Genomic DNA, 17,024 nt, shown 5'->3' with positions numbered 1-17,024 from the left:
CTCACCCGTCCAACGACGATTCATGACATACAACCCAGGGCAGACGACACTTCCGCCGGGCACGGCACGCGCGGGCCCTGCGCGGCCCGCGGCCTGCCGCGACCGCGCGAGCGATCATGCCTCACCCAGCCTATGGGCGGGAGATGCCCCCGGGAACCCGCGCGGGGCGACGCGCGGTTCGGCTCAGCCGGGCGGGCGGACGATCCAGGAGCCCTGGCGCATGACGCCGGTGAGGGTGAACTCCTCGTCCAGCACCACCAGGTCGGCCAGCTTCCCGGGCTCCAGCGAGCCCGTCCGGTCGGCGACCCCCAGCAGGCGCGCCGGGTTGGCCGACAGCGCCTGGACGGTGTCGGCGACCGGCAGCCGGTCGACGGTGACCGCGCGCTTGAACGCCTGATCGAGGGTCAGGGTGGAACCGGCGATGGAGTCGCCCTCCACCAGCCGGGCCACGCCGTCGCGCACCACGACCTCCAGGCCGCCGAGCGGGTAGCGGCCGTCGCCCATGCCCGCCGCGCCCATCGCGTCGGTGATGAAGGCGACCCGGTCAGGGCCCGCGGCCTCGAACGCCAGCCCCAGCACGGCGGGGTGCAGATGGGTGCCGTCGTTGATCAGTTCGACCGTGACGCGGTCGTCCTCCAGCAGCGCGGCGATCGGTCCCGGCTGCCGGTGGCCCAGCGGAGGCATGGCGTTGAACAGGTGGGTGGCGACGGTGGCGCCGGCGTCGACGGCCTCCCGGGTGCCCGCGTAGTCGCCGTCGGTGTGCCCGATCGCGGCGATCACGCCGCTGTCGGCGAGCAGCCGCACCGAGTCCAGTCCGCCGGGGCGTTCGGGGGCGAGCGTCATCATCACGGCCCGGCCGCGTGCCGCGTCCAGCAGCTTGCGCACCTCGCCGGGGTGGGGGTCGCGCAGCAGGGACTCGTCGTGCGCGCCGCGCCGGTTGCAGGAGATGAAGGGGCCCTCGAAGTGGACGCCGGCCAGATCGCCCTGTTCGGCGAGTTCGCTCAGCGAGGCCGCCTGTCGGCACAGGTCGTCCAGGTCCCCGGTGACCGTGGAGGCCGCCATGGTGGTGGTGCCGTGTGCGCGGTGGGTCCGGATGGCGGTCAGCGACTCCTCGTGGCTGCCCGCCGAGAAGGAGGCGCCGCCGCCGCCGTGCACATGGAGGTCGACGAAGCCGGGCACGATCCAGTGCCCGCTCAGGTCGAGCGTCTCGGCGACCGGCGCGGGCGCGTCCGGCGCGTCCGCGCCGGCGGGCCCTCCGGGGCCGATGCCGGCGAGAGTGCGGCCCTCGACCACCACGCTGCCGTTCTCGCGTACCCCTTCGGGTACCACCACCCGGGCACCGGTCAGCACCGTTCGCTTGCTCATCGGCTCGCAACCTCCGCGGAGAGTAGGTCCCAGGCGAGGAGACCCGCGCCCAGGCAGCCCGCGGCGTCTCCGAGGGCCGCGGGCACAATGGTCGGGAGTGGCTGGAATGTGACCTTCTCGCGCACCGCCTCCCGGAGCGGGACGAAGAGGATGTCGCCCGCCTCGGCGAGGCCACCGCCGATGATCAGTGTGCGGGGGTCGAGCAGGGTGAGTCCCGTGACCAGGCCGGTGGCCAGCGCATCGACGGCGTCGGCCCACACCCGCTGGGCGCGCGGATCGCCCGCGGCCACGGCTGCGGCGGCGTCGGCGGCCGTCGCCTCCGGGTCGCCGCAGGCCGTCGCCCAGGCCGCGCCGACCGCGGACGCCGAGGCGAGGCGTTCCAGGCAGCCGCGCTGGCCGCAGCCGCAGGGCGGGCCGTCGGGCCGTACGACGATGTGGCCGATCTCGCCCGCGCTGCCGTGCGCCCCGGGTTCGACCCGGTCCCCGATGCCGATGGCGCCCGCGATGCCGGTGCCCAGCGGGAGGAAGAGGTAGCGGTCCACGCCCTCCCCGGCGCCGATGCGGCCCTCCGCGAGCCCGCCGGTGCGCACGTCGTGGCCGAGCGCGACCGGCAGCGGCGGCAGCCGGGTGTCCCGGCCCCGGCCGAGCCGTTCGCCCAGCAGCGCGCGCATCGGCACGTCGCGCCAACCGAGGTTCGCGGAGAAGACGGCGATGCCGTGCTCCTCGTCGATGGTGCCGGGGACGGCGACGCCCGCGGCGGACGGTTCGGTGCCGTACCGCCGTACGCCCTCGGCGCGCAGTTCGGCGGCGAAGTCGAGGATTCCCGCCACCACTGCTTCGGGGCCGCGGTCCCGGCCGGTGGCCCGACGCGCCTCGTGCAGCAGTTCGTTGCCGGTGCCGATGAGGGCGGCCTTCATCCCGGTGCCGCCGACGTCGAGAGCGATGACGTACGGCACGGGGGGCGCTTCCCGGGTCTGCGTCCGGGAGGCGTCGCCGGCCGCGGCGGACGCACGGGGGGCCTTGTCACGGGTACTCACGCGGGACAGTGTCCCGCGTGAGGAGTGTAAAGGTCTAGTCCACTCGGGGGGCTTCTTCCTGTTGCCGGGCGTTCCGTGCGGTACGGCGAGCGGTTCGTCCGCATCCGGACTTCATTCGTGATCCGAATGGAAGCCAACCTGATCCGTACTGGTATCCGGTTTCGGTGGACGCTCGGGCCCTCGGAGAGGGAGACTCCGGGCGGACGGGCCGGGGGCTGGTGGTGCCAGGGGGGAACTGAGGCACTCATGGGGCTCGCAGTATGTTCTGAGGGTTCGCAGGGCTGAGGGGTATGAAGAAGATGGAACGGCGTCGATTCCTGGGTATGGCCGCGACCGGTGTGGCCGGGGCGGCCGGTGTGACCGCACTGTCCGGCTGCGGCGCCGGCCCGGGATCGAGCGAGGTGACGCTGAAGCTCGTCGCCGCCGACTACGGCAACCCCGGCGCCGAGAACAGCTCCAAGATCTACTGGCAGAAGCTCGCCGACGCCTTCACCAAGAAGAACCCCGACATCAAAATCGATGTCACCGTGCACAGTTGGAACGACATCGGCAAGAAGCTCACCGAGATGGTCGACAAGGGCGACCCGCCGGACATCGCCCAGGTCGACTCGTACGCCGACTGGGCCGACGAGGGAAAGCTCTACAAGGTCAGCGAGCTGCTCCCGATCCCCGCGCAGGCCGAGTTCCTCGTCTCCCTCGCCGAGGCCGGTGAGGTGCGCCGCGTCCAGTACGGACTGCCGTTCGTCGCCAGCACCCGGGTGCTCTTCTACAACAAGGACCTCTTCGAGAAGGCCGGACTCGACCCCGAGAAGCCGCCGGAGAGCTGGCAGGAGCTCAAGTCGGCGGCCCGCGCCCTGAAGTCCGCCGGGGTGCGGATCCCCTATGGGCTGCCGCTCGGCCCGGAGGAGGCGCAGGGCGAGTCCCTGATGTGGATGCTCGGCAACGGCGGCGCCTACGTCGACAGCGTGGGCAACTACACCATCAACTCCCCCGAGAACATCCAGACGTTCCAGTGGCTGCGTGACAACCTCGTCACGCCCGGCTACACCGAACCCAGCCCCCAGCGCACCGACCGGCAGAAGCTGTTCGACGCGTTCACCGAGGGCGACGTCGGCATCCTCAACGGCCACCCCACCCTGATGCAGCAGGCCGACGAGAAGGACATCTCCTACGGCACCGGCAAGCTGCCCGGCAGCAAGGGCCCCGCCGAGGGCACCCTCGGCGTCGCCGACTGGATGATGGCGTTCAAGAAGAACGGCCACCGTGAAGCGTGCGGCAAGTTCCTCGCCTTCGTCTTCGAGACGAAGAACCACTACTCCTTCGTCTCCCAGTACGGACTGCTGCCCGTCACCACCAGCGCCTCCGAGAAGATGCGCAAGGACAAGGAGCAGAAGAAGCTCTGGCCCTTCCTCGACCAACTCGCCGGCGCCGAGTTCTACCCGGTGGGCAAGGTCTCCTGGGCGAGTACCAACGCGACCATCAAGAAATCCATCGGGCAGGCCGCCGTCAAGGGCGGCGACCCGAAGGCCGTGCTCACCGAACTCCAGCGCAAGGCGGAAGCCGAGGAGGAGGCGAAGCCCTCCTGACGCCGAGCGCGGCTGCGGGCGCCGAGGCGCCGCTCTCTCTGCGCCGGGCGGCCCCCGCTGACGCCGAGCGCCCCTCCCGCGCGACCGCGGCGACTGCCCCGGCACGTACGGTGGAAGCGTGAGCGGTACGGAGGACGTGCGGGACAGCGGCGGCGCGGACGGCGGGACGGACGCGTCCGGTACGCCGGACCGGCCTGCCGACGCCGCCGCGGACGCGGCCGGGGACGGTCCCGACGGCGCGGCGCACCCGGCAGCGGGCGACCTCTCCGCGGAGGACCGCGCGGTGCTCGCCTTCGCGGCCCGCGGCTGGCCCTCCTCCGGCGAGAAGGAGCGCGCCGTCCGGGAGCAGTTGGGCATGTCGCCCGTGCGCTACTACCAGTACCTCAACGCGCTGCTCGACGACCCCCGCGCGGCCCGGCACGCTCCGGTGACGGTCAACCGCCTGCGGCGCCTCCGGCAGGCCGCCCGGGACCGCACCCACTAGAACCGCACATTCCGCCGGACCCGCGGGCCCCGCACCCGCCCGCTCGCTAGGGTGCGGACATGTCGCTTCCGCCGCCTTCCGCGCATCCCCCGCTGCCCGAACCCGAGACGGAGACGGGGCGCGCCGGGCTCGCCGCCGTCCGCGCCGACCCCGCGCGCACCGTGCTCGCGCTCGACTTCGACGGCACCCTCGCGCCCATCGTCGGCGATCCGCGGGAGGCCCGGGCGCACCCCGAGGCGGTCCCCGCGCTGGCGCGGCTCGCCCCGCGGCTGGCCGGCGTCGCCGTGATCACCGGCCGCCCGGCGGCGGAAGCCGTACGGTACGGCGGCCTCGACGGCGCCGCCGGACTGGAGGGGCTCACCGTCCTGGGCGGCTACGGGGCCGAACGGTGGGACGCGGCGGACGCGGTCGTCCGCGCCCCCGAACCACCCGCCGGCGTGGCCGCGGTACGGGCCGAACTCCCCGGGCTGCTGCGGGCGTCCGAAGCACCGGAGGGCACCTGGACGGAGGACAAGGGCCGGGCACTCGCCGTGCACACCCGGCGCGCCGCCTCGCCCGACGAGGCCCTCGACCGGCTGCGGGAGCCGCTGTACGCGCTGGCCGAACGGCACGGACTCGTGGTGGAGCCGGGCCGCATGGTGCTCGAACTCCGGCCGCCGGGCGCCGACAAGGGCGCGGCGCTCACCGGCTTCGTCCGCGAGCGGTCCGCCACCGCCGTCGTCTACGCCGGTGACGACCGCGGCGACCTGCCCGCCTACGCCGCCGTCGCGGCCCTGCGCGCCGAGGGCGTACCGGGACTGCTGCTCTACAGCGCGCCCGAGGCGGCGGCCGAGGCGGTTCCCGAACTCCGCGACGGAGCGGACGTCCGGGTCCCGGGCCCGGCCGGACTGGTGGCCTGGCTGCGGGCGTTGGCGGACGGCATCCAGCCGCCGCACTGACCCGCGGACACCGCACAGCCGGCACGCCCCGGCGGCCATCGGCCGGCTGCCACCGCCCGGCGGCCCGCGCGGATCCGGGGGCGGGCCGGCCGTGCGGGCGGGTTCAGCCGGGCAGCGCCTCCAACTGGTCGAGGAACCAGCGGGCCGGTGGCCGGGAGGTGGCCGTCGCGGCCAGTCGGCGGGTCCGCTCCGCGCGGTCGGCCGGGTCCGCCTCCAGCGCGGTGCGCAGGGCGGCCGCCGTCTCCCGCACGTCGAACGGGTTCACGGACAGCACGTCGGACGCCAGCTCCTCATGGGCGCCCGCCTCCCGGGAGAGCACCAGCGCGCAGCCCGCGTCCGAGACCACGGGGACCTCCTTGGCCACCAGGTTCATCCCGTCCCGTACCGGGTTCACCAGCGCGACGTCCGCCATCCGGTAGGCGGCCAGCGACCGCGCGAAGTCGTCCTTCACATGCAGCACGACCGGCGTCCAGCCGCCGGTGCCGAACTCCCGGTTGATCTCCTCGGCGACCCGCCCCACCTCGGCCGTGTAGTCCCGGTAGACGGCGAGGTCCTGCCGCGAGGGGTAGGCGAACGCGAGGTGGACGACGCGCTCGCGCCACTCCGGGTGGTCGGCCAGCAGCCGCCGGTAGGCGTACAGGCCCCGGACGATGTTCTTGGACAGCTCGGTGCGGTCCACCCGGACCAGGACCCGGCGCGGGGCCCCCTCGGGGCCCGTGCCCACCTGGTCGCGCAACTGCGCCAGCCGGTCGGCGACGTCGCTCCGGTGCGCCCGCTCGCGCAGGAAGTCGCCGTCCGCACCGAGCGGATGCACCCCGATCCGCGTCGTACGGCCCTCGTAGGTCACCGTCAGCGAGAAGTCCTCCGGTGCGGAGTCATCCCCCGGGGTGCCCGGCGGTGCGGCGTCCCCGCCCGGGGAGCCGCCGCCCTCCACCGTGGCACCCAGCACCCGCGCACAGCACTCGGCGAACAGCCGGGCCCAGCGCGCGGTCAGGAACGCGGTGCGGTCGGCGCCGAGCATGCCGCGCAGCAGCTGCGCGGCGACGTCGTCCGGGAGCAGCCGGAAGTAGTCGGCGGGCGCCCACGGCGTGTGCGAGAAGTGGCCGATCCGCAGGTCGGGGCGGCGGGCGCGGAGCATGCCGGGCACCAGCGCGAGGTGGTAGTCCTGCACCAGGACGGCGGCGCCGGCGTCGGCCTCCTGCGCCAGCGCCTCCGCGAAAGCGGCGTTGTACGCCTCGTACCCGGCCCACTGGCCGCTGAAGTCCTGGTCGAAGACGGGTTCCAGGGGGACGTGGTACAGCATGTGATGGGTGAACCACAGTACGGAGTTGGCGATGCCGTGGTAGGCAGCCTCGAAGGTGTCGGCCGGGATGTCCAGCATCCGCACCGGCTGCCCGCCGGTGTCCCCGGTGTCGAGCCGGCCCCGCGCCGCCCTGGCCGCCTCCCGGTCGCCGTCGCCGAGCGCGGCGCACACCCACAGCGCGTCCGCCTCCGGGCCGATGGCCGACAGTCCGGAGACCAGCCCGCCGCCGCCGCGCCTGGCGGAGAGCGTGCCGTCGTCGGCGCGGGTGTAGGACACCGGTCCGCGGTTGGACGCCACCAGCACCCGGGCCGAGCCGCCCCCGGCCTGCCGCGCCCCCGGCGCTTCCCCTGCTCCCCGCGGTGCTGCTCCCTGCGGTGCTGCTCCGGGCGGTGTTCCTCCAGCGACCATGCCGCTGAGCCTAGCCACAGCCGAAACCGCTCAAACGTGCCCGTCGGCCCCCGAACACGGACAGGGGTACCTCCGGGCCGCTCAGGCCGCCATCCGCTGCCCGTACTCGGGCACGGTGCACATCGGAGGGCGCTCCTCGACGTCCACCAGGTGGCCGCGGGGGACGAAGCAGCCCGTCCCGTCCCGCTCGAACTGGGTCAGCGCCGTGCCGCCCGACAGCGCCTCGATCCCGCCGCGCGCGCCGTCCACCGTAGCCGGGCCCCGCGCGATGCGGCGCTCGGCCGCCGCGTGGATGGCGGTCGCCATCCGGCCGAGCGCCTGCCCGTCCTGGTTGCGGTGCCGCCGGACCCCGACATCGACCTGGGCCAGCGCGTCCAGCCCCACCAGCTCCAGCGTGTCGACCAGCAGCGCCAGCTCGACCCCGTAGCCCACCGGGAACGGCAGCCGCTCCAGCAGCGAACGACGGGCCGCGTACTCGCCGCCCAGCGGCTGGACGAGGCCGGCCAGCCGGGGCCAGTGCAGATTCAGCAGCGGACGCGCCACCAGCTCGGTCACCCGCCCGCCGCCCGCCGGGTTGTCCCGCAGCGGACGGTCGTACATCGCCTTGACCAGGTGCACGTCCGGTTCGGTCAGCAGCGGCCCGACGATGCCGGTGACGAAGTCCGGCGAGAACTCGCGCAGGTCGGCGTCGACGAAGCAGACGATGTCGCCGCTGGTCGCCAGCAGGGAACGCCACAGCACCTCGCCCTTGCCGGGGCGGGGCGGCAGCCTGGTCAGCACCTCGTCCCGGTGGACCACCTCGGCCCCGGCGGCCGCGGCGACCTCGGCGGTCCGGTCGGTGGAGCCGGAGTTCATCACGATCAGCTCGTCCACCAGCGCCGTCCCGGTGCCGGGGTGCGGTGTGGCCAGCTCGCGGCGGATCACCGAGACGATGTCGCCGACGGTGGCCTCCTCGTCGAGCGCGGGCAGCACCACGCTGACGGTGGTGCCGGTGCGGCGCTTGACCGCCAGCAGGTCCTCCAGCGGCCGGTCCGCGACGCGCCAGGAACGGCGCCGCAGCCAGCGGCCCACTTCGTCGAGCACGTGCGCGCCTTCCTGTGGTCGGTCCGGTCGGGTCCGTGGTCGGGCTGGTCGGTCCGGTCGGCCCTGTGGTCGGGTGGTCGGTCTGCTCTGCGGTCGGGCGGTCGGGCGGTCGGGCGGTCGGGTCGGTCCGGTCGGGCGTGCCGAGGAGCGCCCGGCGGTGCCGTTGCCGCCCCGGACCGGGGACGACGGGCAGTGGAAGATCCATCTCGCGGTTCGGACGTCCCCCTCAAGCGTGACCGCCGTCGGTTACAGTCTTGAACAGCGCAGGTGACCTCCGCATCTCGGGGTCGCCGCGACACAAACGCCCGGGCGGCTGTCGGCCGCCCGTAGCCATAGTGCAGCTCATCCAGAGGGGCAGAGGGAACGGCCCGTTGAAGCCCCGGCAACCATCCCGCGATCCGCGCGTACGCGGACTCAAAGGCGAGACCGCCTCGTGGGGACGGTGCCAATTCCGGCCCGTGACGAGATACGCCACGGGGAAGATGAGGAGAAAGGGCCTCGCCTCCATGGCTGTGCAGACAGTTGCAGCGAACAGCACCACCTCCACCGGCACCGCCGGAAGCACCCCCTACGACCTCGGTGCCGCAGTGGCCCTCTCCTGCCGCGAGTGCGGCACCCGCACCGAGCTGGGCCCCAGCTTCGTGTGCCTGGAGTGTTTCGGCCCGCTGGAAGTGGCCTACGAGCTCCCCTCCGGCGACCCGGAGGAGCTGCGGCGGCGCATCACCGCCGGGCCCGCCTCGATGTGGCGCTACGCGCCGCTGCTGCCGGTGCCGGCCGACGTCGCCGAGAAGCCGAACCTGAACCCCGGCCTCACCCAGCTGGTGAAGGCCGACCGGCTCGCCGCCGAACTGGGCGTGACCGGCGGCCTCTACGTCAAGGACGACTCCGGCAACCCGACCCACTCCTTCAAGGACCGTCCGGTCGCCATCGCCCTGGAGGCGGCGCGCGCCTTCGGGTTCAGCACCCTCTCCTGCTCCTCTACCGGGAACCTGGCCGGCGCGGTGGGTGCCGCCGCCGCCCGGGCCGGACTGCGCTCGTGCGTGTTCATCCCGGACGGGCTGGAGCAGTCCAAGGTGGTGATGGCCGCGATCTACGGGGGCGAACTCGTCGCGATCGACGGCACCTACGACGACGTGAACCGCTTCTGCTCCGAGCTCATCGGCGACCCGCTGGGCGAGGGGTGGGGCTTCACGAACGTCAATCTGCGGCCGTTCTACGCCGAGGGCTCGAAGTCGCTGGCGTATGAGATCTGCGAGCAGCTCGGCTGGCGGCTGCCCGACCAGCTCGTCATCCCCGTCGCCTCCGGCTGCCAGCTCGTGAAGATCGACAAGGGGCTGCGGGAGCTGATCCGGCTCGGGCTCGTCGAGGACAAGCCGTACCGCATCTACGCGGCGCAGGCCGAGGGCTGCTCGCCGGTGTCCCGCGCGTACAAGGACGGCACCGGCGCCGTCCGGCCGGTCAAGCAGCCGGACACCATCGCCAAGTCGCTGGCCATCGGGGACCCGGCGGACGGGCCGTACGTGGTCGACATCTGCACGCGCACGGGCGGCGCCGTCGACGACGTGAACGACGCCGAGATCGTGGAGTCGATCGCGCTGCTGGCCCGGACCGAAGGGGTGTTCGCGGAGACGGCCGGGGGTGCCACGCTGGGCGTGACCCGCAAGCTGATCGAGTCCGGTGCCATCGACCCGACGCTCACGACGGTCGTCCTGAACACCGGCGACGGACTCAAGACTCTCGACGCCGTGGCCGCCACGGCGCGGCCCACCGCCGTGATCCGCCCCAACCTGGCCGCCTTCCGCGAGGCCGGTCTGGCCTGACGGCCCGACCGGGGGTCTTCCGGGGCGCGGTGCCCCGGAAGCCACCGCGGTGCCTCGGAGGGCCGCGGGCCTCGCAGGCCCGCAGCGCCTCGAACGGCTGAAATCCGCCCCCCGGTGTTTGCCCGGTGTTCCGCATCGGGAGTGCCGGAGCGGGCCCCTGGGACGCGTCCCCCTACACGTGAGGAAGATCGACATGAGCGTCAACGTCCGGATCCCCACCATCCTCCGCACCTACACGGGCGGCCAGGCCGAGGTCAGCGCCGAGGGCGGGACTCTCGCCGAGGTGCTGGCGGACCTGGAGAAGAACCACACGGGCATCTCCGCCCGCGTCCTGGACGACGCCGGGAAGCTGCGCCGCTTCGTCAACGTCTACGTCAACGACGACGACGTCCGCTTCGAACAGGGTCTGCAGACCCCCACCCCGGACGGCACCGGTGTCTCCATCATCCCGGCGGTCGCCGGCGGGTGACCGGTCGCCCGCGCGCCCGGTCCGGACCGGGCGGTACGCGGCCGGACCACCGGTGGTCCGCGCGGTCCCGGACCACCGCTCGCCAGCAGGGCCTACGCCGTGGCGTCGCCCCCTCCGAAGAGAAACGGAGGGGGCGATTCCGTGTTTCGGGAGGCGGTAGAGTGACGGGAGTTCCCCCACCCGGCACCCGCCGACCGCCGCGCAGCCCGCGGCGGGCACGGCCGAGGACGGACAGCGCCGCGACGACAACGGGACAAGTTACGGTCGAAAACCGGACGTCAATTGTCGCGAAGACTCCAAATGTCTGGCCCGACTTGCCCCGCTTCAGGGGCAGTTGAGGCTTATTTCCGATCAGTCGTGCCCAGAATTCTCGTCCGATTGACCTGTTGCACAGGGCGTCCGTGCAGATACATTCAGCGGCGGTCGACGCGTTCCGGCGCACGCCCCCGCTTGCTCATGGGGGTGAGGTCTGACCCGGGTTCGCGAAGTGCGGGCTCGCGCAAGGGCCAGTAATAGGGGAGTTAGGAATGGCTCAGGGCACCGTCAAGTGGTTCAACGCGGAGAAGGGGTACGGCTTCATCGCGGTCGACGGTGGTGCGGACGTGTTCGTCCACTACAGCGCGATCCAGATGGACGGTTACCGCACTCTCGACGAAGGGCAGCGGGTCGAGTTCGAGATTTCGCAGGGTCAGAAAGGGCCGCAGGCGGACATGGTCCGCGTGACCGGCTGAGTGTCGCCGGACTGCGCAGAGCTGCAGACACAGCGGAGAAGGGGTCGCGCCCGAGGTGCGGCCCCTTCTCCGCTGTCTGCTGTCCGCTGACCGCTGTCCCGTCCGCCGCCCGCCGGGACTGGTGTCTCCCCGGGGTCCCGGATCCCCTCCCGGGTTCCGCTTCCCGGGCCCGGAGCGACTCCGCCACCCCCGGCCGGGACGCCCCCCGCGGTCGCCCGCGCCTTCCCTCCGGCCTCCGGCCGGGGGCCTCCCACCGACCACCACCCCACCCTGAGACGGCTCCGCCGTCGCTTGCACTCTCCATGCCCGAGTGCTAATCATTGGGTTAGCACTCTGCGAGTGAGAGTGACAAAGAAGGACCGGGTCGGTGAGGCCGCAGCCGGGTGGGGAAGGAACCGCCGGGTCTCAGGCCGTCCGTCGCGGGCGCCACGCGGTCCGGAGAAATCCAACCCTCCCCTTGCGCTCGACGCATGGGGGAAGCCAGGGAGGACCAACCCACATGGCCAAGATCATCGCCTTTGACGAGGAGGCGCGGCGCGGTCTTGAGCGTGGCATGAACCAGCTTGCCGACGCCGTCAAGGTCACGCTCGGCCCCAAGGGCCGCAACGTCGTTCTGGAGAAGAAGTGGGGCGCCCCCACGATCACCAACGACGGTGTCTCCATCGCCAAGGAGATCGAGCTCGAGGACTCCTACGAGAAGATCGGCGCCGAGCTGGTCAAGGAGGTCGCCAAGAAGACGGACGACGTCGCCGGTGACGGCACGACGACCGCCACCGTGCTCGCCCAGGCGCTGGTCCGCGAGGGTCTGCGCAACGTCGCCGCGGGTGCCAACCCGATGGCCCTCAAGCGTGGTATCGAGCAGGCCACCGAGGCTGTCTCCGCCGCTCTGCTGGAGCAGGCGAAGGACGTGGAGACCAAGGAGCAGATCGCCTCCACCGCCTCCATCTCCGCGGCCGACACCCAGATCGGTGAGCTGATCGCCGAGGCCATGGACAAGGTCGGCAAGGAAGGCGTCATCACCGTCGAGGAGTCGCAGACCTTCGGGCTCGAGCTGGAGCTCACCGAGGGCATGCGCTTCGACAAGGGCTACATCTCCGCCTACTTCGCCACCGACATGGAGCGCATGGAGGCGGAGCTCGAGGACCCCTACATCCTCATCGTCAACTCCAAGATCAGCAACGTGAAGGACCTCCTTCCGCTGCTGGAGAAGGTCATGCAGTCGGGCAAGCCGCTGCTGATCATCGCGGAGGACGTCGAGGGCGAGGCCCTGTCCACGCTGGTCGTCAACAAGATCCGCGGCACCTTCAAGTCCGTCGCCGTCAAGGCTCCGGGCTTCGGCGACCGCCGCAAGGCGATGCTCAACGACATCGCCATCCTCACCGGCGGTCAGGTCATCTCCGAGGAGGTCGGCCTCAAGCTGGAGAACGCGGGCCTCGACCTGCTGGGCCGGGCGCGCAAGGTCCAGATCACCAAGGACGAGACCACCATCGTCGACGGTGCGGGCGACAGCGACCAGGTCGCCGGCCGGGTCAACCAGATCCGCGCCGAGATCGAGAACAGCGACTCGGACTACGACCGCGAGAAGCTCCAGGAGCGGCTGGCGAAGCTGGCCGGCGGCGTGGCCGTCATCAAGGCCGGTGCCGCCACCGAGGTCGAGCTCAAGGAGCGCAAGCACCGCATCGAGGACGCCGTCCGCAACGCGAAGGCGGCCGTCGAGGAGGGCATCGTCGCCGGCGGTGGCGTCGCCCTGCTGCAGGCCTCCTCGGTCTTCGAGAAGCTGGACCTGGCGGGCGACGAGGCCACCGGTGCCGCCGCCGTCAAGCTGGCTCTGGAAGCCCCGCTCAAGCAGATCGCGGTCAACGCCGGCCTCGAGGGCGGCGTCATCGTGGAGAAGGTGCGCAACCTGACCCCGGGCCACGGTCTGAACGCGGCGACCGGCGAGTACGTCGACATGATCGCCGAGGGCATCCTCGACCCGGCCAAGGTGACGCGTTCCGCGCTGCAGAACGCCGCCTCCATCGCGGCGCTCTTCCTCACCACCGAGGCCGTCATCGCCGACAAGCCGGAGAAGGCCGCCGCCGGCGCCGACGCGGCTGCCGCCGGTGGCATGGGCGGCATGGACTTCTGAGTCCGAGCCGCACACAGCACCACCACCGCCCGCCGAGGGCGGCGGAAGGGCGGGCACCCCACGGGGTGCCCGCCCTTCCGGCTGTCCGGGCTCCGGCTCCGGGCCACCGGTTCCGGGCTCCGGTTCTCAGCCCGCGGCGGCCACCGCCGTCAGCTGACCTGGACGTCCGGGAAGCAGAGGTGCTTCTCGATGGCCGCCACCTGGTCGTGGGGCTCGGGGTAGGACCAGGCGACGTCCTGGGCCGTACCGTCGGCCAGCGACCAGTACGCCGCGGTGCCCTTGAAGGGGCAGCGGGTGCGGGTGTCGGACGGCGCGAGCAGATCGGTGCGGACGTCCTCGGGCGGCAGGTAGTACCGCACCGGGTAGCCCGTCTCGCGCAGCAGCAGCGGCCGGCTGCTCTCCGCCAGCACCCGGCCGTCGCGGGTGACGACGCGCACGCGTTCGGTGCCCTCCTCGACGGTGATCGTGTGGCCCTTGCCCGGTGTGGTCATGACGCGGTCCTCTCGCTCGGGGGTTCGTCCGGTGCTGCTGCGTCCGCGCCCGGCACGCCCGGCCCGCGGACTCCGAAGAGTGCCAGAGCGGCGGCTCCGAGTCCCGCGGTCTCCACCGGTACCGTGCGGTGCGCCTCCCAGCCGGCCCGGTCGAGCCGGAGCCGTTCGAGAGTGCGGGCCCGGCCCAGTACGGACTCGGTCAGCAGACCGTCCGGCCGGTAGCCCAGTTTCTCCGAAACCCGCCGCGAGCGCGGGTTGTCCGTCATCGCGGCCGAGAGGCTGCTGCGCGCTCCCAGCCCGTCGAACGCCAGATGCAGCGCCGCGGCGCGCATCTCGGTGCCGAAACCCCGGCCCTGGTGCTCCATGCCCAGCCAGGAGCCGGTGTGCGTCTCCCGTACGACGGCGAAGTCGGTGCCGCTCAGATCCTGCCGTCCGATCACCCGGCCGCCGTGCAGGACGGCGAGGCTCAGCGTCCACTCTTCCGGCCGCCAGCCCGCGATGGTGCCCAGGACGTGCTGGAAGCAGCCGCGGGCGCGGTCGGCGGGAGGCGCGGCGGTCCACGGGACGCCGAAGGGCATCTCGGAGTCGGCATGCACAGCCCCGGAGGCGAGCCGCGCCAGCTCGGCGAGGGTCCGGTCGTCCGGAAGGCGCAGCTCCAGGCGCGGAGTTGTCAGGCGCAGCCCGTGCAGCGGCCAGATGTCGGCTTCCATGGGCCAAGGGTGCCGAAGCCCGGCAGCGGGCGCGAGCGGATTACCGCCCCTCGACGAGCCGGGACACGCCGTCGAGCATGGCGGCGAGCCCGGTCTCGAAGAGCCCGTCCAGACGCAGGTCGTAGCCGTCGTCCCCGAGCGCGTCGAGGAGGCGCGCGAACGTCGGATAGGCGCCGGAGGCCGTCAGCGACGCGAGGGTGGCCGCCTGCTGCGCCATCCAGTCGTCCTCCGTCAGACCGGTGCTGCTCTCGGCGGCGGTCTCCCGCTCGCGCTGGATGGCCAGCCCCAGGACATGGCTGTAGAGCAGGGCGTTCAGGTCGAGTGCGGTCGCCGGGGCAAGGCCGCAGCCGTCCAGGGCGCCGAGCATCCACTCCGAGTACGTCAGCAGGTTGGGCAGCAGCAGCGGACGGGTGAGCGGACCGATCTGGGCCAGCCAGGGATGGTCCCGGTGCACGCGCCACAGGGCCCGGGCGCCCAGCTCCAGCCGGGCCCGCCAGTCCTCGGGCGCCGGCCCGGCCGCGGGGTGCCGGGGCAGCCGCAGTTCACCGAAGACGGTGTCCGCCATCAGCAGGACCAGTTCGTCCTTGCTGTGCACATAGCGGTAGGCCGCCATCGTCGCCGCGCCCAGGCGGGCGGCGACGCTCCGCATGGACAGTGCGGTGAGTCCCTCGGCGTCGGCGATGCCGACCGCCACGCCGACGACACGCTCCCGGGACAGCTCCCGGTCGGCACGCGGCTGCGCACCTGCCGCCGCGCCGCCGGCCACGGCTGCCGGGTCCCCGGAGGGCGCGGAGGCGTCGGCCGTGCGGCGGCTCCGCCGGGCGACCACCGTGCCCACCCGCGGCCGGGCCCGCACGAGTCCTTCCTGGCGCAGCGCGGTCAGCGCCCTGGTCGCGGTGGCCAGGGCGACGTTCCACTCGCGGGCGAGCTGCCGGGTCGAGGGCACCCGGTCGCCGGGGGCGAGTTCCCCCTCGGCGATGCGGCGCCGCAGCTCGGCCGCGATCCGCGCGTACGGCGGTGTGAGCTGCGCCACGTCTGCTCCTCCCGATTTCCTGTACTAGGACAGACGCTAGCAGTACTGGAGGGGGTTCGGGGGTTCTCTGTACTAGATCAGATGGGCAGAGACTGCTTTGCTAGCGCTGTGTGTACGCCGTACGTTCAGGGTCGTGCGCAGCGAGCGCGCCGCAGGGGTGCGTACGTTGTACGGCGCCTGCGTCCAGCAGTGCGGGAGTCGCCATGCGGAACGTTCTGATCTCCGGTGCCGGAATCGCCGGACTCGCCCTCGCCCACTGGCTCCGCCGGGCGGGACTCGCGCCCACGGTCGTCGAGCGCGCTCCCTCGGTGCGGCCCGGCGGACACGCCGTCGACGTGCGCGGAGTCGCCCTCGAAGTCCTCGACCGGATGGGCCTCCTCGCCGACGCGCGCCGGGCCCGCACCCGGATGCGCGGCATGTCGATGCACGACGGCGACGGCAACGAACTGTGGCGCTCCACCGAGATGACCTACAGCAGCGGCCGGCTCGACAGTGACGACATCGAACTCCTGCGGGAGGACCTGACCGCACTCCTCCACCGGCGGGTCCGCGCGGACACGGACGAGGAGGGCGGTACCGAGTTCCTGTTCGGCGACTCCGTCACCGCCCTCGACCAGTCGGACCCGGAAGGCGGCGTCCACGCCACCTTCGCGAGCGGTCTGACCCGCACCTTCTCCCTCGTCGTGGGGGCGGACGGGTTGCGCTCCGGAGTGCGCCGACACGCCTTCGGCCCCGATTCCGACCGGTACCTCCACCACCTCGGCGCACACGTCGCCGTCTTCAGCACGGACAACTTCCTCGGGCTCGACAACTGGCAGGTGTGGGTCCGCGACGAGCGGGCGAGCTACTGCCTCTACCCCGTCCGCGGGAACACCGAGTTGCGCGCCACGCTCGGCTTCATGTCGCCGCCGCTCGACTACGACCACCGCGACCCCGAGCAGCAGAAGGCGCTGCTGGCCGCGAACACGGCCGCTCTCGGCGGGGACACCGGCACCCTGCTGGACGCGATGCGCACGGCCCCCGACTTCTACTTCGCGCCCATGGCGCAGGTCCGCATGGACCACTGGACGAGGGGCCGCGTCGCGCTGGTCGGCGACGCCGGGTACTGTCCCTCGCCGCTCTCCGGCCAGGGCACCAGCCTCGCCCTGGTCGGTGCGTACGTCCTCGCCCGCGAGCTGGGCGCGTCCCCCGCGTCGGTGGCCGACGCGCTGCTCCGGTACGAGGAGCGCATGCGCCCCTTCGTCGCGCTCAACCAGGCGCTCGCCACCGAGAACCCTGGCCAGGGCCCCTCCGAGGAGTCCCTCACCGTCGCGAAAAACGCCCTCACCCTCGGTGATGCGGACGGGTGGGTGGTGTGAGGCCGCCCATAGGGTCCGCGTCACGTACGAACCACCCTCGTATGTCCGGTATGCCGGTTTCGGGGTGGGGGTGGGGGCGG

At 72.8% G+C, this 17,024-nt stretch carries 15 protein-coding genes and 1 riboswitch; of the genes, 8 read left to right on the top strand and 7 right to left on the bottom strand.

Annotated elements, in window-relative coordinates; translation table 11 throughout:
* Positions 1-183: 183 nt before the first annotated feature.
* The gene (gene nagA, locus ACFYMO_RS27895; protein WP_366771912.1) at positions 184-1,365 is read right to left on the bottom strand and encodes an N-acetylglucosamine-6-phosphate deacetylase; all 1,182 of its coding nucleotides are present in this window, start codon (positions 1,363-1,365) and stop codon (positions 184-186) included.
* Positions 1,362-2,321: an ROK family protein gene (locus tag ACFYMO_RS27890; protein WP_366771926.1), complete on the bottom strand. Its 960-nt coding sequence runs from the start codon at positions 2,319-2,321 to the stop codon at positions 1,362-1,364. The genes nagA and ACFYMO_RS27890 overlap by 4 nt, the downstream gene beginning before the upstream one ends.
* 371 nt (positions 2,322-2,692) lie before the next feature.
* On the opposite strand from ACFYMO_RS27890, the gene ACFYMO_RS27885 reads away from it, so the two are divergent.
* The 3 genes from ACFYMO_RS27885 to otsB all read left to right on the top strand — a co-directional run bounded on the left by ACFYMO_RS27885 (position 2,693) and on the right by otsB (position 5,410).
* Positions 2,693-3,988: an extracellular solute-binding protein gene (locus ACFYMO_RS27885; protein WP_366771913.1), complete on the top strand. Its 1,296-nt coding sequence runs from the start codon at positions 2,693-2,695 to the stop codon at positions 3,986-3,988.
* A gap of 118 nt (positions 3,989-4,106) precedes the next feature.
* Positions 4,107-4,472, top strand: a complete 366-nt coding sequence (locus ACFYMO_RS27880; RefSeq protein WP_360301101.1) for a DUF3263 domain-containing protein — start codon at positions 4,107-4,109, stop codon at positions 4,470-4,472.
* 59 nt (positions 4,473-4,531) lie between these two features.
* Positions 4,532-5,410: a trehalose-phosphatase gene (gene otsB / locus ACFYMO_RS27875; RefSeq protein WP_366771914.1), complete on the top strand. Its 879-nt coding sequence runs from the start codon at positions 4,532-4,534 to the stop codon at positions 5,408-5,410.
* Between the two features lie 103 nt (positions 5,411-5,513).
* Here otsB and ACFYMO_RS27870 read toward each other — a convergent pair whose 3' ends face one another.
* Together ACFYMO_RS27870 and ACFYMO_RS27865 are read right to left on the bottom strand one after the other, a co-directional pair.
* Positions 5,514-7,121: a trehalose-6-phosphate synthase gene (locus ACFYMO_RS27870; protein ID WP_366771915.1), complete on the bottom strand. Its 1,608-nt coding sequence runs from the start codon at positions 7,119-7,121 to the stop codon at positions 5,514-5,516.
* Between the two features lie 81 nt (positions 7,122-7,202).
* A complete protein-coding gene (locus ACFYMO_RS27865; protein WP_366771916.1) occupies positions 7,203-8,204 on the bottom strand; it encodes a glucosyl-3-phosphoglycerate synthase in 1,002 nt (333 codons plus the stop codon).
* Between the two features lie 339 nt (positions 8,205-8,543).
* Positions 8,544-8,693: riboswitch (SAM riboswitch) on the top strand.
* Between the two features lie 17 nt (positions 8,694-8,710).
* Between ACFYMO_RS27865 and thrC the strand changes: the two genes are divergently transcribed.
* The 4 genes from thrC (at position 8,711) to groL (ending at position 13,352) form a co-directional block, all read left to right on the top strand.
* On the top strand, positions 8,711-10,024 hold the full coding sequence (thrC, locus tag ACFYMO_RS27860) for a threonine synthase (RefSeq protein WP_366771917.1): 1,314 nt from the start codon (positions 8,711-8,713) through the stop codon (positions 10,022-10,024).
* 193 nt (positions 10,025-10,217) lie between these two features.
* Positions 10,218-10,493, top strand: a complete 276-nt coding sequence (locus ACFYMO_RS27855; protein ID WP_019355144.1) for a MoaD/ThiS family protein — start codon at positions 10,218-10,220, stop codon at positions 10,491-10,493.
* Positions 10,494-11,020: 527 nt separating this feature from the next.
* Positions 11,021-11,224 (top strand): cold-shock protein, encoded by a 204-nt coding sequence (locus ACFYMO_RS27850; protein WP_016472377.1) that lies wholly within the window; start codon positions 11,021-11,023, stop codon positions 11,222-11,224.
* 499 nt (positions 11,225-11,723) lie between these two features.
* Positions 11,724-13,352 carry a chaperonin GroEL gene (groL, locus tag ACFYMO_RS27845; RefSeq protein ID WP_019355143.1) on the top strand — a complete coding sequence of 543 codons (1,629 nt, stop codon included), beginning with the start codon at positions 11,724-11,726 and terminating at the stop codon, positions 13,350-13,352.
* A 149-nt stretch (positions 13,353-13,501) separates the two neighbouring features.
* Here the strand turns inward: groL and ACFYMO_RS27840 are convergent, their stop codons facing one another.
* From ACFYMO_RS27840 to ACFYMO_RS27830, 3 genes are read right to left on the bottom strand one after another with little or no spacing between them, the layout of a single operon-like run.
* Positions 13,502-13,843: a DUF427 domain-containing protein gene (locus ACFYMO_RS27840; protein WP_366774975.1), complete on the bottom strand. Its 342-nt coding sequence runs from the start codon at positions 13,841-13,843 to the stop codon at positions 13,502-13,504.
* Positions 13,840-14,553, bottom strand: coding sequence for a GNAT family protein (locus tag ACFYMO_RS27835; protein WP_366774974.1), 714 nt, complete (start codon positions 14,551-14,553; stop codon positions 13,840-13,842). The genes ACFYMO_RS27840 and ACFYMO_RS27835 overlap by 4 nt, the downstream gene beginning before the upstream one ends.
* Positions 14,554-14,593: 40 nt before the next feature.
* Positions 14,594-15,586 carry a TetR/AcrR family transcriptional regulator C-terminal domain-containing protein gene (locus ACFYMO_RS27830; protein ID WP_366774973.1) on the bottom strand — a complete coding sequence of 331 codons (993 nt, stop codon included), beginning with the start codon at positions 15,584-15,586 and terminating at the stop codon, positions 14,594-14,596.
* 203 nt (positions 15,587-15,789) lie between these two features.
* Between ACFYMO_RS27830 and ACFYMO_RS27825 the strand changes: the two genes are divergently transcribed.
* Entirely contained in the window at positions 15,790-16,944 is a 1,155-nt protein-coding gene (locus ACFYMO_RS27825) for an FAD-dependent monooxygenase (protein ID WP_366774972.1), read from the top strand.
* Positions 16,945-17,024: the final 80 nt, after the last annotated feature.

This window comes from Streptomyces sp. NPDC007025, from assembly GCF_042869455.1.
Lineage (GTDB): Bacteria > Actinomycetota > Actinomycetes > Streptomycetales > Streptomycetaceae > Streptomyces.
This window is presented reverse-complemented; position numbering and strand designations above follow the sequence as displayed.

Coding starts and splice junctions, on each gene's coding strand:
- groL (WP_019355143.1), top strand. CDS start 11,724: ATGGCCAAGATCATCGCCTTTGACGAGGAGGCGCGGCGCGGTCTTGAG.
- ACFYMO_RS27885 (WP_366771913.1), top strand. CDS start 2,693: ATGAAGAAGATGGAACGGCGTCGATTCCTGGGTATGGCCGCGACCGGT.
- ACFYMO_RS27870 (WP_366771915.1), bottom strand. CDS start 7,121: ATGGTCGCTGGAGGAACACCGCCCGGAGCAGCACCGCAGGGAGCAGCA.
- ACFYMO_RS27855 (WP_019355144.1), top strand. CDS start 10,218: ATGAGCGTCAACGTCCGGATCCCCACCATCCTCCGCACCTACACGGGC.
- nagA (WP_366771912.1), bottom strand. CDS start 1,365: ATGAGCAAGCGAACGGTGCTGACCGGTGCCCGGGTGGTGGTACCCGAA.
- ACFYMO_RS27840 (WP_366774975.1), bottom strand. CDS start 13,843: ATGACCACACCGGGCAAGGGCCACACGATCACCGTCGAGGAGGGCACC.
- ACFYMO_RS27850 (WP_016472377.1), top strand. CDS start 11,021: ATGGCTCAGGGCACCGTCAAGTGGTTCAACGCGGAGAAGGGGTACGGC.
- otsB (WP_366771914.1), top strand. CDS start 4,532: ATGTCGCTTCCGCCGCCTTCCGCGCATCCCCCGCTGCCCGAACCCGAG.
- thrC (WP_366771917.1), top strand. CDS start 8,711: ATGGCTGTGCAGACAGTTGCAGCGAACAGCACCACCTCCACCGGCACC.
- ACFYMO_RS27825 (WP_366774972.1), top strand. CDS start 15,790: ATGCGGAACGTTCTGATCTCCGGTGCCGGAATCGCCGGACTCGCCCTC.
- ACFYMO_RS27835 (WP_366774974.1), bottom strand. CDS start 14,553: ATGGAAGCCGACATCTGGCCGCTGCACGGGCTGCGCCTGACAACTCCG.